The 14,289-nt window shown below is 66.8% G+C and carries 10 protein-coding genes and 2 pseudogenes; 4 read left to right on the top strand and 8 right to left on the bottom strand.

The window, feature by feature from the left end:
* Positions 1-81: 81 nt before the first annotated feature.
* From AC1ZV1_RS11860 to AC1ZV1_RS11825, 8 genes and pseudogenes are all read right to left on the bottom strand, one after another.
* Positions 82-1,209: an acyl-CoA dehydrogenase family protein gene (locus AC1ZV1_RS11860; RefSeq protein ID WP_484296882.1), complete on the bottom strand. Its 1,128-nt coding sequence runs from the start codon at positions 1,207-1,209 to the stop codon at positions 82-84.
* A 10-nt stretch (positions 1,210-1,219) separates the two neighbouring features.
* Positions 1,220-2,410: an acetyl-CoA C-acyltransferase gene (locus tag AC1ZV1_RS11855; protein WP_484297549.1), complete on the bottom strand. Its 1,191-nt coding sequence runs from the start codon at positions 2,408-2,410 to the stop codon at positions 1,220-1,222.
* An 8-nt stretch (positions 2,411-2,418) separates the two neighbouring features.
* Complete coding sequence (locus AC1ZV1_RS11850; RefSeq protein ID WP_484296881.1) at positions 2,419-3,189, bottom strand: 3-hydroxyacyl-CoA dehydrogenase; 771 nt, start codon at positions 3,187-3,189, stop codon at positions 2,419-2,421.
* Between the two features lie 18 nt (positions 3,190-3,207).
* Positions 3,208-4,872, bottom strand: a complete 1,665-nt coding sequence (locus AC1ZV1_RS11845; RefSeq protein ID WP_484296880.1) for an acyl-CoA synthetase — start codon at positions 4,870-4,872, stop codon at positions 3,208-3,210.
* A 397-nt stretch (positions 4,873-5,269) separates the two neighbouring features.
* A pseudogene (locus tag AC1ZV1_RS11840) lies at positions 5,270-5,782 on the bottom strand (methyl-accepting chemotaxis protein); the annotation flags it as partial.
* 393 nt (positions 5,783-6,175) lie between these two features.
* Positions 6,176-7,246: pseudogene (locus AC1ZV1_RS11835) on the bottom strand (PDC sensor domain-containing protein); the annotation flags it as partial.
* 253 nt (positions 7,247-7,499) lie between these two features.
* Positions 7,500-8,516, bottom strand: coding sequence for an AraC family transcriptional regulator (locus AC1ZV1_RS11830; RefSeq protein ID WP_484296879.1), 1,017 nt, complete (start codon positions 8,514-8,516; stop codon positions 7,500-7,502).
* A 48-nt stretch (positions 8,517-8,564) separates the two neighbouring features.
* Positions 8,565-10,244 carry an AMP-binding protein gene (locus AC1ZV1_RS11825; RefSeq protein WP_484296878.1) on the bottom strand — a complete coding sequence of 560 codons (1,680 nt, stop codon included), beginning with the start codon at positions 10,242-10,244 and terminating at the stop codon, positions 8,565-8,567.
* A 513-nt stretch (positions 10,245-10,757) separates the two neighbouring features.
* Between AC1ZV1_RS11825 and pbpG the strand changes: the two genes are divergently transcribed.
* The 4 genes from pbpG to AC1ZV1_RS11805 all read left to right on the top strand — a co-directional run bounded on the left by pbpG (position 10,758) and on the right by AC1ZV1_RS11805 (position 14,271).
* On the top strand, positions 10,758-11,690 hold the full coding sequence (gene pbpG, locus AC1ZV1_RS11820; RefSeq protein WP_484296877.1) for a D-alanyl-D-alanine endopeptidase: 933 nt from the start codon (positions 10,758-10,760) through the stop codon (positions 11,688-11,690).
* 175 nt (positions 11,691-11,865) lie between these two features.
* Positions 11,866-12,405, top strand: coding sequence for a PaaI family thioesterase (locus AC1ZV1_RS11815; RefSeq protein WP_484296876.1), 540 nt, complete (start codon positions 11,866-11,868; stop codon positions 12,403-12,405).
* A gap of 15 nt (positions 12,406-12,420) precedes the next feature.
* Positions 12,421-13,560: a thiolase family protein gene (locus AC1ZV1_RS11810; protein WP_484297548.1), complete on the top strand. Its 1,140-nt coding sequence runs from the start codon at positions 12,421-12,423 to the stop codon at positions 13,558-13,560.
* Between the two features lie 144 nt (positions 13,561-13,704).
* Positions 13,705-14,271: a TetR/AcrR family transcriptional regulator gene (locus AC1ZV1_RS11805; RefSeq protein ID WP_484296875.1), complete on the top strand. Its 567-nt coding sequence runs from the start codon at positions 13,705-13,707 to the stop codon at positions 14,269-14,271.
* Positions 14,272-14,289: the final 18 nt, after the last annotated feature.

The raw sequence follows: 14,289 nt of genomic DNA, 5'->3' as shown, positions 1-14,289 counted from the left end.
ACCTCTTGAGAAGCCACCCGCAAACCCCGCCCTGCCGAAGTGCCTGTCCAACGAACAGGCCGGGGTCTGCCGGCGAACCCTTTACAGACTCCTGGCGATCACCAGCCGCTGCACGTCACTGGTGCCTTCGTAGATCTGGCACACGCGCACATCGCGGTAGATGCGCTCCACCGGGTAGTCCTGCAGATAACCGTAGCCACCGAGCGTCTGGATCGCCGCGGAGCACACGCGTTCGGCCATTTCCGAGGCGAACAGCTTGGCCATCGAGGCTTCGGTCAGGCATGGCAGGCCGGCTTCGCGCAGGCTCGCGGCGTGATGCACCATCTGCCGCGCCACGGCGATCTCGGTGGCCATGTCGCTGAGGCGGAAGGCCACCGCCTGGTGCTGGATGATCGGCTTGCCAAACGTCTCGCGCTCGTGGGCGTAATCGCGGGCGTACTCGAAGGCCGCGCGGGCCATGCCGACGGCCTGCGAGGCGATGCCGATTCGCCCGCCTTCCAGGTTCGCCAGGGCGATGGCGTAGCCCTGGCCCTCCTCGCCCAGCCGGTAGCTGGCCGGGATGCGCACGTCATCGAAGGCGATCTGGCAGGTATCGGACGCATGCTGGCCGAGCTTGTCCTCGACGCGCACCACGCGGTAGCCGGGCGTGTCGGTCGGCACGATGAAGGCGCTGATGCCCTTCTTGCCCGCTGCCGCGTCGGTCACTGCGAAGACGATCACCAGGCCGGCATGCTTGCCGGAGGTGATGAACTGCTTGCTGCCGTTCAGCACGTAGTGATCGCCGTCTCGACGCGCGCGGGTCTTGAGGAAGCTGGCATCGGAGCCGGCCTGCGGCTCGGTGAGGGCGAAGGCGCCAATCATCTCGCCGCGGGCCAGCGGCACCAGAAATTGGCTCTTCTGCTCGTCGTTGCCGAACTTGGCGATGGGCATGCAACCCACCGAGTTGTGCACGCTCATGATGGTCGAGCAGGCGCCATCGCCGGCGGCGATTTCCTCCAGCGCCATCGCGTAGGCCAGGTGGCCGGTCTGCGCGCCGCCCCACTGCTCCGCCACCAGCATGCCGAGGAAGCCGAGGTCGGCCATTTCCTTCAGGGCTTCGGCCGGGAAGCGATGCTCGCGGTCCCAGTCAGCGGAGAAGGGCTTGAGCCGCTCCTGGGCGAACTGGCGGGCCACATCGCGGATCTGGATGTCTTCTTCGCTGGGAATCATCTCTCGCTCCTTAGGCCAGGCGTTCGACCGCGATGGCCGTGGCTTCGCCGCCACCGATGCATACCGAGGCCACGCCGCGCTTGAGGTCGTACTGCTTGAGCGCCGACAGCAGGGTGACGATTACCCGCGCGCCGGAGGCGCCGATGGGGTGGCCGAGGGCGCAGGCGCCGCCGTGGACGTTGAGCTTGTCGTGGGGAATGTCCAGGTCGCGCATGGCGGCCATCGCGACCACCGCGAAGGCTTCGTTGACCTCGAACAGGTCGACATCGCCCAGCGCCCAGCCGGTACGTTGCATCAGGCGCTCAACCGCGCCCACCGGGGCGGTCGGGAACAGGTTCGGCGCATCGGCGAAGGACGAATGGCCACGGATCGCCGCCAGCGGCGTGAGGCCGCGCTTCTCGGCTTCGGACAGACGCATCAGCACCAGCGCGGCAGCGCCGTCAGAGATGGAACTGGCATTGGCTGCCGTCACGGTGCCGCCGTCGCGGAACGCCGGTTTCAGGGTCGGGATCTTGTCCAGCCTGGCCTTCGGCGGCTGCTCGTCTTCGCTGATGGCGCGCAGCTCCTTGCCGGACTTGACCGTCACCGCGACGATCTCGTCCTTGAAGCGGCCTTCGCTCATGGCCTTCTGCGCGCGGGTCAGCGAATCGATGGCGTAGTCGTCCTGCTGCTCGCGGGTGAAGCCGTATTTCTCGGCGCAGTCCTCGGCGAAGGTGCCCATCAGGCGGCCCTTGTCGTAGGCGTCTTCGAGGCCGTCGAGGAACATGTGATCGAGCACCTTGCCGTGGCCCATGCGGTAGCCGCTGCGGGCGCGTTCCAGCAGGTAGGGCGCGTTGGACATGCTCTCCATGCCGCCGGCCAGGGCGACGCGGGAGCTGCCGGCGAGGATGGCGTCGTGGGCCATCATCGCGGCTTTCATGCCCGAGCCGCACATCTTGTTCACCGTGGAGCACGGTGTGCCGCGCGCCAGGCCCGCGCCCAGCACGGCCTGGCGAGCGGGCGCCTGGCCCTGGCCGGCGGCGAGCACGCAGCCGAGCACGGCTTCGTCCACGTCTTCCGCGCCCAGGCGGGCACGTTCGACGGCCGCGCGGATCGCTGCCGCGCCGAGCGTGGCGGCGGTGACGTCCTTGAAGTCGCCGAGGAAGCCACCCATGGGGGTACGGGTGGCGCTGACGATGACGATGGGATCGTTCATGGCAATTCTCCTGCTTACTTCGCAGCCATGCGGATGGCGCCGTCGAGGCGGATCACTTCGCCGTTGAGCATGCTGTTCTCAATGATGTGGCGGGCCAGTGCGGCGTACTCGTCCGGGCGGCCGAGGCGCGGCGGGAACGGCACGCTGGCGCCGAGCGAATCGCGCACTTCCTGGGGCATGGCCGCCATCATCGGCGTCTCGAAGATGCCGGGAGCGATGGTCATCACGCGGATGCCCGAACGCGCCAGTTCGCGGGCGATCGGCAGGGTCATGCCGACCACCGCACTCTTGGAGGCGGAGTACGCGGCCTGGCCGATCTGCCCGTCGAAGGCGGCCACCGACGCGGTGTTGATGATGATGCCGCGCTCGCCGCCGGCGTCTGGCTCGTTGCGGGCCATGGCTTCGGCAGCCAGGCGCAGCATGTTGAAGGTGCCGATCAGGTTGATGCTGATGGTGCGGGTGAAGCTGTCCAGCCCGTGTACGCCGTTGCGGCCGATGACCTTTTCCGCCGGGGCCACGCCCGCGCAGTTGGCCAGGCCGTGCAGTGCACCGAAGGCGTCCAGCGCGAGTTGCACGGCGGCGTTGCCGTCCGCCTCGCTGCAGACGTCGGTACGGATGAAGCGCGCGTTCGCCTCGCCCAGCTCGGCGGCCTGGGCCGCGCCGGCTTCGGCGTTGATATCGGCCAGCACCACCTTGGCGCCGGCGCTCACCAGCAGTTTCGCGGTCGCTGCGCCGAGTCCGGAGCCGCCGCCAGTGATGAGGAATACCTTGTTCTGGATCTGCATGAAGTCTCTCCGCTGGACTTAGTGAGCCGCCACTTTCTCGGCCGCTTCGCGTTGTTTGGCGATCTCCTGGTTACGCAGGAGGAAGCGCTGGATCTTGCCGCTGGGGGTCTTGGGCAGTTCGTCGACGAACTCCACTTCCCGCGGATAGCTGTGCGCCGACAGTCGCTTGCGCACGTACTGTTGTAGTTCCTCGGCCAGCTCCGCGCCCGGCCGGTAGGACGAACAGAGCACCACGAAGGCCTTGACCAGTTCGGTGCGCTCCGGGTCCGGCTTGCCGATCACCGCCGCCTCGATCACTGCCGGGTGCTCGATCAGCGCGCTCTCGACGTCGAACGGGCCCACGCGGTAGCCGGAGGTGGTGATCAGGTCGTCGGCGCGGCCGACGAAGCTGATGCTGCCGTCGGCGTTCAGCTCGACGGTGTCGCCGCTCAGGTAGTAGTCGCCGACGAAGGCCTTGGTTTCCATGCCCTGGTAGCCGGCGAACCACATCAGTGGCGACTGGCGACGGTCCATGGCCAGCACGCCGGGCTGGCCGGCGGGCAGCTCGTTGCCCTGCTCGTCCAGCACCACCACGCGATGGCCGGGGATGGAATAGCCGGCGGCGCCCAGGTGCACGGGGTGCTCCAGCTCATGGTGGTTCGCCAGCACCATGCCCAGCTCGGTCTGGCCGTAATGGTCGTGGATGGTCACGCCCAGCTCGCTGGCGAACCAGCGGATGACTTCCGGGGTCAGCGGCTCGCCGGCGCTGCTCACCGCGCGCAGGCGGCCCTTGAGCGGTCGGGACACGGCGTCGCCAGCGGCGATCAGCAGGCGGTACGCGGTGGGCGAGCCAGCCAGGTTGGTGATGCCGTACTTGCGCACGATGCGGCAGGTACTCTCCACCGTGAACGCGCCTTCGTAGAAGGTGATCGGGTGCCCCATGGCCAGCGGCCCGGTGACGCCGTAGTAGAGACCGTAGGCCCAGCCCGGATCGGCGAGGTTCCAGAACGAATCCTCCTCGCGCAGCCCCACCGCATCGCGCATGTAGCCGACGAAAGCAACGATGGCCCGCAGCGGCACGGCCAGGGGCTTGGCCAGCCCGGTGGTGCCGGAGGTAAACATCAGCAGGAAGGTGTCGTCACCGCGGCGCAGTACGGGTTCGAAGTCCGGCGAATGGCGTTCCAGTTCGGCCCAGAAGCTGTAGTCGCCGTGGCGGATGCCCTGTCCTTTCGGGCCGCCGACCGTCACCCGCGTGGGGGCGTCGGGCACCTCATCGAGCTTGCTGCGGTTGGCGCCATCGGTCACCACTACCTTGCTGCCGGCCAGCTTGACCCGATGCTCGATGGCCTTCGGCCCGAAGGCGGTGAACAGCGGCTGGTAGACCGCACCCAGGCGCCAGGTGCCGAGCACGGCGATCAGCAGCTCCGGCGTGCGCGGCAACATGCCGGACACCACGTCGCCGGGACGCACGCCGAGGCCATGCAGGAAGCTGGCGAAGCGGCCGGAGAGCTCCTTGAGCTGGGTGAAGGTGTAGGAAGCGCTGTCGCCGTCCTTGCCCTCCCAGAACAGCGCGACACGGCCGGGTATGGCGTGACGGTCGCAGCATTCGACACAGGCATTGAGGGCATCGAGGTTGCCGGCCAGGACGGCGTCGGCGGTGGCGCGGTAGTCAAACTCGACCGTGGCGGCGGTATGGGAACGCATCGCTTGGGACTCCCGGGTTGTTCTTGTTGGAGTTCCCTGATGTTCCCGCCGCGCAGGCATGCGGGCAATGTCGAAAGCCGCCAATCTGGATGAGCGGATTGGACAGCTGTGGTGCTGCGTGATGGTTGGATTTTCGTAGGAGCTGACTTCGTCCGCGAAGGGCGACTTGCAGCACCGTGCCGTGCGGTTCGCGAGCAAGCTCGCTCGTACCGGGGCGTTTCGGCGCCCAGGCCAGCCCTCTCCCCCCGCCCTCTCCCTGAAGGGAGAGGGAGCTATATGGCGTGATGCGACGTCCGTCGTGCACCGGCAAGCACGGTATTGTCAGAGCGCGCCGAACGGTTCCCTCTCCCTTCAGGGAGAGGGCTAGGGAGAGGGGCTTTTCGGCCGTACCAGGACGTCAAACCCGGAACTGATCCATCAACCCCTGCTGGTGGTTCGCCAGCTTGTTCAGCGACTGGCTGACCTGCGCCGACTCCTGCGCCTGGCTGGACAGCGATTCGGTGACGTCGCGGATGCCCGCCACGTTGCGGTTGATCTCCTCGGCCACCGCGCTCTGTTCCTCCGCGGCGCTGGCGATCTGCAGGTTCATGTCGGTGATCACACCCACCGCATCGCCGATGCGTTTCAGCGCCGCCACGGCCTGTTCGACCTGATTCACGCTGTCCTGCGCCTGGCGATGGCTGTTGCTCATCGCGCCGACCACGTCGCGGGTGCCGTTCTGCAGGCCTTCGATGACTTGGCGGATTTCCTCCACCGAGTCCTGGGTGCGCTTGGCGAGGTTGCGCACCTCATCGGCAACCACCGCGAAGCCGCGACCGGCCTCACCGGCACGGGCTGCCTCGATGGCGGCGTTGAGTGCCAGCAGGTTGGTCTGCTCGGCGATGCCGCGGATCACTTCCAGCACCGAACCGATCTGCTCGCTGCTGGCCGCCAGACCCTCCACCTGGCTCATGGCGCTGCTCATGTCGCTGGCCAGTTCGTCGATCAGGCGGGTGGTGTTGTCGATCACGCTGAGGCCGTCGCGGGTCGCACCATCGGCGCCGCGTGCCGCGTCGGCAGCCATGGCGGCGCTGTTGGCGACGTCGTGGGCGGTGGCGCTCATCTCTTGCGAGGCGGTGGCGACCTGGTCGACTTCGCGGAACTGCTGCTGCATGCCGGCGCTGGTCTGGCTGGCGATTTCCGAGGACTGGTCGGCGGTGGCGCGGGCGTCCTGTACCGAAGACTTCACGTCCCGGATGATCGGCTGCAGCTTGTCGAGGAAGCGATTGAACCAGCCGGCCAGCTCGCCCAGCTCGTCCTTGCCGGTGTAGTCCAGGCGCTTGGTCAGGTCGCCTTCGCCGCTGGCGATGTTGCGCAGCATGGCGGCGACATTGAGGATCGGCCGGGTCACGCCGCGGGCGGTAAGCCACACCAGCAGCAGGCCGACGACAGCGGCGATCAGGCCGAAGAGGGTCTGCCACAGCGCGCCGCTGGAGTTGCGCTCGTCCAGCTGCTTCTGCAGTTGCAGCGCGGGCGCCAGCAGCACCTCCTGCGGGACGTCGAGCACCACGGCCCAGGGTTTGCTGGCATCCGGAATCGGCAGCAGCGGCTCGACCACCCGCAACTGGCCGTCCTGCTCCAGTACCTGCGGGCGACCACCGGCCTGCAGCGACAGCAGCTCGGCCGCCTGGCCGGGGATGGCCTTGGCAAGCGGCTGGCCGAGCAGCGCTTCGTCGCTACTGTAGCCGGCGAGCAGGCCGGCCGGGCTGACGATGCTGACGCTGCCGGCGCCGTCGTAGAGCTGGCGGTCGCCATCGTTTGCCAGCTGTTGCAGGCGGCTCAGGCTGATATCGATGCCGATTACCGCGATGACCTTGCCCTGGTCCAGCAGCGGGAAAGTCACGGTGGTCATCAGCACCTTGGAGCCGGAGGCGCTGTCAAAATAGGGGTTGAGGACGCAGGCCTTGCGGGTCTGCAGCGGGCACAGCTGCCAGGTGTTGAAGGGGCTGCCGTCGAGCATCGGCGAGGTATCGGCGATCATGTCCTCGGTCACCGCCAAGCCGGTCATCTCACCGGAGGCCTTCTGTGCCCAGTAGGCGCCGAAGCGGCCCTTCTCGTTGCTGCCGGCGTCGGGTTGGTCATGGAAGGCGGCGTCCTGGCCGTCCAGCGCATCGGGCTCGAAGACCACATAGAGACTGAGCAGGTTCGGGTTGCTCTTCAGGCCATCACGCACCAACTGGTTCAGGTCCTTGCGCACGCTGGCGGCGTCTGCGCCGTGCTGGGTGGTCTGCTCGCGCAGCTGGGCGACCTGGCGGGAGAACTGGTTGCCGAAGTGGTACACGTCGGTGAAGAAGCGCTGGATGATCTCCGCCTGCTGCTCGCTGCGCGCCTGCATCCGCGACTTCGCCGCATCCTTGAGCATGTCGGCGTTGGCCGCCTTGATCAGCTCGGCATCGTGGCTCATCCGGAACAGGGAGAGGCCGACCAGCAGGCAGACGATGCAGAGCAGGCAAAGACCGGTCAGCAGCGTGATCTTCCACTGGATCGAGAGGCGGGAAAGCGGCATGGGTTGGCGTCCTTGAGCGACAAGCAATTCTTTGAGGTTTTATCGGCCTGTAAGGCGGCTACTTGAGTCGGAGCCTTAAATTTCAGGGCTCCTGGCGGATCAGCGCGCGGTACTGACCGGGTGTCGAGCCGGTCCATTTGCGGAAGGCCTTGTAGAAGGCGCTGGTATCAGCGAACCCCAGCTCTTCGGCGAGGTCGGCAAAGTTGCCGTCACCGCTGTCCAGCCGCGCGATGGCGAGGTCGCGGCGCAACTGGTCCTTGAGCGCCTGGTAGGACTGCCCTTCGGCGGCAAGCTTGCGGCGTAGGGTCGAGGGCGCCATGTAGAAATGCCCGGCGAGGGCGTCGAGGTCCGGCCAGCGTTCGAATTTCAGGCTGCGCAGGTAGGCCTTGGTGCGCGCGGCGAGGCTCTGCGGATCGCGGTAGCGCACCAGGATGTTGGCCGGTGCGCCACCCAGGAATCGCCGAAGTTCGCGTTCGTCGCGGCGCACCGGCAAGTCCAGCGCTTCGGCGTTGAACAGCAGGCGCGACTGGCGGCGGGCGAAGTTGAGGTTCTCGGTGAACATCACCCGGTAGTCGGCGATGAAGTCCGGTTGCGGGCAGCGCAGTTCGATGGCCAGCACTGGTATCCGCCGCCCCACCAGCCAGCAGGCCAGGCCGTGCAGCATCAGCCACAGGGTGAAATAGCAGAAGGCGCGCGGCGCCGGGCCTTCGGGCTCGTCGAGGACGATGGCGGCCAGGCCTTCCTGGCGCGTCAGGCGCGGGGTGAAGTCGTCGAACACCAGGCCCATGAAGCGCAGCGCGGCATTCATCGCCGTCTCCAGCGTCGGTTCGCGAATGGCCGCAGCGGCCATGAAGTTGAAGCTGCCGGACTTCATGCGCCGCGCGTTCATGCCGAAGAACTCATCGTCCATTTCCCTGGCCAGGCGCAGCCAGAGCCGTGCGTAGGCCTGGCTGGAGACCCGTGCGTAGGGCTTGCCGAACAGCTCCGGGGCGATGCCGGCGGCCGACAATAGCGGGCCGTCGTCGCGGCCGGCGCGACGAAACTCGGCCAGCGCTTCGCTGACCAGGCGGATGGAGATGGTGCCCTTCTCTACGCCCATGGCGCCCCGGCAATCAGGGCGCGCGCCAGGGCGCACGGGGTCGAGCGGTCAACCACGCTGATTGCGCACCTCGTCGATGCTGATCTCGCGCATGCGGAACTTCTGGATCTTGCCGGTCACCGTCATCGGGAACTCGTCGCAGAAGCGGAAGTGACGCGGCACCTTGAAGTGGGCGATGGCGTTCTTGCAGAAGCTGCGCAGCTCGTCTTCGGCGACGCTGTGGCCGGGATGGAACTTGACCCAGGCCACCAGCTCCTCGCCGTACTTCTCGTCGGGAATGCCGATCACCTGGGCGTCGGCGATGGCGTGGTGGGTGTAGAGGAACTCCTCGATCTCGCGCGGATAGATGTTCTCGCCACCGCGAATGATCATGTCCTTGCTGCGTCCGACAATGCGCACGTTGCCGGCTTCGTCCATCTCGGCGAGGTCGCCGGTGAGCATCCAGCGCGCCGGACTGATGGCTTCCAGGGTCGCCTGCGGGTTGTTCCAGTAGCCGAGCATCACGCTGTAGCCACGGGTGCACAGCTCACCGATGGTGCCGCGCGGGACGACGCGACCGTCGGCGTCGATGATCTTGCTTTCCAGGTGCGGCTGGGTGCGGCCAACGGTGGTGACGCGGGTTTCGAGGTCATCTTCCGGACCGGTCTGCAGCGACACCGGGCTGGTCTCTGTCATGCCGTAGGCGATCTGCACCTCGGCCATGTGCATCTCGTCGATGACCCGGCGCATCACTTCGATCGGGCAGGTGGCACCGGCCATGATGCCGGTGCGCAGGCTCGACAGGTCGAAGTCGCGGCGAGTCGGGTGGTCCAGTTCGGCGATGAACATGGTGGGCACGCCGTACAGTGCAGTGGCCTTCTCTTCCGCCACCGCTGCGAGGGTCGCCTCGGGCTCGAAGCTGGGCGCGGGGTAGATCATGGTAGAGCCGTGGGTCAGGCAGCCGAGGTTGCCCATCACCATGCCGAAGCAGTGGTACAGCGGCACCGGGATCACCAGGCGGTCGTGCTCGGTGAGGCCGAGGCTGTCGCCGACCATCAGGCCGTTGTTGAGAATGTTGTAGTGACTGAGCGTGGCGCCCTTGGGGAAGCCGGTGGTGCCGGAGGTGTACTGGATGTTGATCGGCTCGTCGAACTGCAGCAACGCCTGGCGTTCGGTGAGCTCGGCAGCGGCGATGCCGCGGCCCAGCGGTTCCAGCTGGCTCCAGTGCAGGAAACCGGCGGGGGCGCTATCGGACAGGCTGATCACGCCGCGCAGCTCCGGCAGGCGGTCGCTGGACAGCTCGCCCGGACGCCCCTGCCCCAGCTCGGGCAGCAAGTCGGCGAGCATGCCGTGGTAATCGGAGGACTTGAAGGCATCGGCGCAGACCAGCCAGCGGCAGCCGGACTGCTTGAGCGCGTATTCGAGTTCGTTCACCCGATAGGCCGGGTTGATGTTGACCAGCACGGCGCCGACCTTGGCGCTGGCGAACTGGGTGATGCACCACTGGGCACAGTTGGGCGCCCAGATGCCCATGCGGTCACCGGGGCGCAGGCCGAGGGCGAGGAAGGCGCGGGCGATGCCATTGACCACCTCGGCCAGTTCAGCCCAGGTGTAACGCAAGTTCTGGTGGCGAACGACCAGGGCCTCGCGCTGAGCGAAGCGTTCGACGGTGGCATCGAATGCTGCGCCGACGGTCATGGCCAGCAGGGGTTTGTCCTGCGGACCGCGGGTGTAACTCAGGTGGTTCATGGCTTTCCCTTGTTGTGCTTGTTCTGGGATCAACACTGAACGATCGGCCTGGGCAGCGGCGCAGAGCGCCTGGGGCCGAGTTTGCTTGCCGGCAGCCCGCCGGGCTGACTGGCCGGTCGCGAGCTGCGGGACATGTTTACGTTAACGTAAAGGTAAACGCAACCCCGACCATCGCCGATGCGACGGGCCGGGCGTCTCCGCTCATTTCAGGATAGCCAGTCACAAAGCGTGCCATCCGGCCTGAACGCCATATGCGACGGGGCTTTGAGAAGGTTTTCGGTCAATCGGCAGGCAGCCGCTCCGGTTGCATTTCGCAACAGCAAGAGCACGTGCGCGCATCACGATCGACAGCGTCGGTCGCGGCCTCGCCCGAACGACGTTGCGGACGTCTCAATCTGTCGCAATCTGAGACGCCCTGCGCCAGGTGCGCTATGGCGGACCTTGCATTAGAATTCGCCGAAAATGCCTACATGGATGTAGATACATTCCCACTCATGCTTGCGAATCCCATCCATGACTAGTCGTCGTTCGATACTGAGCCTGCTGTTTGCCTGCGCCGCTGTTGTCTGTTCATCGAACACCTTTGCCGCCTCCCCCGCCAAGGCGGCGTCGTCCAAGGAGCTGGTGCTCGCCTCCGGCAGCGCCCTGGTGATCGACCTGGAGAGCGGCAAGACCCTCTACTCCAGCAACCCCAACCTGGTGGTGCCCATCGCCTCGGTGACCAAGCTGATGACCGCCATGGTCACCCTGGACGCCAAGTTGCCGATGAACGAGCTGATCCCCGTGGACATCTCCGAGACCGCCGAGATGAAGGGCGTGTTTTCCCGCGTCCACCTGGGCAGCATGATCAGTCGCCAGAACATGCTGCTGCTGGCTCTGATGTCTTCGGAAAACCGCGCCGCGGCGAGCCTCGCCCACAACTATCCGGGTGGCTCGAAGGCCTTCGTCGCGGCGATGAACGCCAAGGCGAAGTCCCTCGGCATGACCAGCACCCACTACGTCGAGCCGACCGGCCTGTCGATCCATAACGTCTCCGACGCCAACGACCTGATCCGCCTGGCCAAGGCCGCCTACACCTACCCGCAGATCCGCCAGCTGAGCACCACCGCGACCAGCGACGCGCGCTTCAGCAAGCCCAGCTACTCGCTGAGCTTCTTCAACACCAACCCGCTGGTGCGCAACGGCAAGTGGGACATCCGCCTGACCAAGACCGGCTTCACCAACGACGCCGGCCACTGCCTGGTAATGGTCACCATGATGAACGGTCGCCCGGTCGCCCTGGCCCTGCTCGATGCCTTCGGCAAGCGCACCCATGTGGCCGACGCCGGCCGCATCCGCCGCTGGGTGGAAACCGGCGTCGCCTCGCCGGTGCCCGCCGTCGCCCTGCAGTACAAGGCCCAGCGCAGCCAGGCGCGCGCGGCCAACATCACGGCCACCGCCGAGTAAGCGCCTCCCCCTCGCTGGCGGAGTTCGCTCCGCCCGCTGTTCTCTGCCATCCCCTTCCCGCTGATTGCCCTGTCGTTTCAGCCCTGCTCGATGGCGCTTTCGCCACTTATATTTCAGCCATCATTCAATGCTAGTATGACGACCATAATATTTGAATGAAACGCTGGAGCCCGCGATGACCGACCTGACACCCACCCGTGAACAGAAGATGGCCGCCTGGGAAGCGGCGGCCGCGCAAATGCGCCAGCGCCTGGCCGAGCCCGGCGTGGTTTCGCTGCAGGAGTTGCGCGGCAAGACGCCCCAGGAGTTCTTCGACGGCATCGGCGCAGGCGAGCTGCCCGCCCCGCCGATCAATGCGCTGATCGGCTTCGTTCCGCTGGAATGGGAACAGGGTCGCTTCATCTTCCAGGGCACCCCGGACATGCGCCACTACAACCCGCTGGGCACCGTGCACGGCGGCTACGCGGCCACGTTGCTGGACTCGGCCATGGGCTGCGCGGTGCACACCATGCTCGAACCGGGGCTCGGCTATACCACCACCGACCTGCGCATCAGCTATATCCGCGCACTGACCCGCGACACCGGACCGATCCGTGCCGAAGGCACCATCGTGCATGTCGGCCGTTCTACTGCTCTGGCCGAGGGCCGCCTGTACGACGTGGACGGCCGCCTGTATGCCACCGGCTCCACCACCTGCCTGATCCTCGGGCGCTGACAGCTGTTCAGGAGACTGACCATGACTTCCGTCGTCATCGCGGGTTATGCCCGCTCCCCGTTCCACTTCGCCAAGAAAGGCGCGCTGATCGACGTGCGGCCCGACGACCTCGCCGCTCAAACGGTCAAGGGTCTGATTGCACGCAGCGGGCTCGACGCCCGACTGATCGAGGACCTGATCATGGGCTGCGCCTACCCCGAGGCCGAACAGGGCATGAACCTGGCCCGCATCACCGGCTTCCTCGCCGGGTTGCCGGAGACGGTGGCCGGCGCCACGGTGAACCGTTTCTGCGGTTCGTCCATGACCTCCATCCACTTCGCCGCCGGGCAGATCCTGCTCGGGGCGGGGGACGCCTTCATCTGCGCGGGCGTGGAATCCATGACCCGCGTCCCCATGGGCGGCTTCAACCTCTCGCCCAACCCACGCCTGCTGGCGGAATTCCCCCAGGCCTACATGCCCATGGGACAGACTGCCGAAATCGTCGCCGAGCGCTTCGACATCTCCCGCGCGGACCAGGAAGCCATGGCCGTGGATTCCCACGCCAAGGCCGCGCGCGCCCGTGAGCAGGGCCTGCTGGCAGCGGAGATCGTACCCATCGACACGCCCAACGGCGTGGTCAACGAGGATGGCTGTATCCGCCCCGGCACCAACCTGGAGGCGCTGGCGCAGCTCAAGCCGGCCTTTGGCGGCAGCGTCACCGCCGGTACTGCCTCGCCGCTCACCGATGGCGCGGCGGCCGTGCTGGTGTGCAGCGAGGACTTCGCCCGCGCCAATGGGCTGGACATCCTCGCGCGGGTGAAAGCCGTCGCCGTGGTCGGCTGCCCCCCGGACATCATGGGTATGGGCCCGCTCTACGCGACCCGCAAGCTGCTCGACCGCGCAGGGCTGCGCATGGCCGACATCGACCTGGTGGAAATCAACGAAGCCTTCTCCAGCCAGGCGCTGGCCTGCCTGCGCGGACTGGAGCTGGATATCGATCGGGTCAATCTGCACGGCGGCGCCCTCGCCATCGGCCACCCGCTGGGCGCCACCGGCGCGCGTATCACCGGCAAGGCGGCGGCGCTGCTGAAGGAAACCGGCGGCCGCTATGCCATCGCCACCCAGTGCATCGGCGGCGGCCAAGGCGTGGCGACGCTGCTCGAAGCCGTTCGTTAAGGAGTCCGCCTGTTGGAACGGGCCATGCGCGCGATTGCGGACATGGCCCGCGTCTACGGTGCACCCCATGCCCTGAATCACCTCCCCTCGCCCGCCCTGCGTTAGAATGACATTCAGCATTCCATGATCCGCAGGAGATCGGTCATGCGTTACTCCGAAGACCACAAGGCCCAGACCCGCGAACGCATCATCAATGAGGCGGCGCAGCGCTTTCGCAGCGAAGGCGTGGACGCCACCGGCCTGCAGACGCTGATGAAGGCGCTGGGCCTGACCCACGGCGGTTTCTACGCACACTTCAAGTCCAAGGACGAACTGGTGGAAATTGCCCTGCAACAGGCCGCAGAGCAGCTTCGCCCGATCGTCGACCAGCAGTTCGAAAAGGCCGATCCGCTGCCCGGCTTCATCGACCAGTACCTTTCCCCCGGCCACCGCAACGCGCCCGGCAAGGGCTGCCCGCTGCCGACCATCTCGGCTGAACTGGGCGCCCGCGGCCATGCCAGCGCGACCACCGACGCCATCGTCCAGGCGCGCATCGACGCCATCGAAAAAGCGCTGCCCGGCGAGCACGCCAAGGACGAGAGCGTCGCCCTGCTCGCCACCCTGATCGGCGCGCTGGTGCTATCACGCAGCGTCGCCGACTCGGAGATGTCCGACCGTATCCTGGAAAGCACCCGCCGGCACCTGAAGCGGGAGATCGGCGCAGCGGAGTAATGCCCGTAGCACTGGGCA

This window comes from Pseudomonas sp. BB438, from assembly GCF_057180225.1.
Note: the sequence above shows the minus strand (reverse complement) of the source record. Positions and strands in the feature narration are given on the sequence as shown.

Coding starts and splice junctions, on each gene's coding strand:
- AC1ZV1_RS11860 (WP_484296882.1), bottom strand. CDS start 1,209: ATGATTCCCAGCGAAGAAGACATCCAGATCCGCGATGTGGCCCGCCAG.
- AC1ZV1_RS11850 (WP_484296881.1), bottom strand. CDS start 3,189: ATGCAGATCCAGAACAAGGTATTCCTCATCACTGGCGGCGGCTCCGGA.
- AC1ZV1_RS11845 (WP_484296880.1), bottom strand. CDS start 4,872: ATGCGTTCCCATACCGCCGCCACGGTCGAGTTTGACTACCGCGCCACC.
- AC1ZV1_RS11830 (WP_484296879.1), bottom strand. CDS start 8,516: ATGGGCGTAGAGAAGGGCACCATCTCCATCCGCCTGGTCAGCGAAGCG.
- AC1ZV1_RS11825 (WP_484296878.1), bottom strand. CDS start 10,244: ATGAACCACCTGAGTTACACCCGCGGTCCGCAGGACAAACCCCTGCTG.
- pbpG (WP_484296877.1), top strand. CDS start 10,758: ATGACTAGTCGTCGTTCGATACTGAGCCTGCTGTTTGCCTGCGCCGCT.
- AC1ZV1_RS11815 (WP_484296876.1), top strand. CDS start 11,866: ATGACCGACCTGACACCCACCCGTGAACAGAAGATGGCCGCCTGGGAA.
- AC1ZV1_RS11805 (WP_484296875.1), top strand. CDS start 13,705: ATGCGTTACTCCGAAGACCACAAGGCCCAGACCCGCGAACGCATCATC.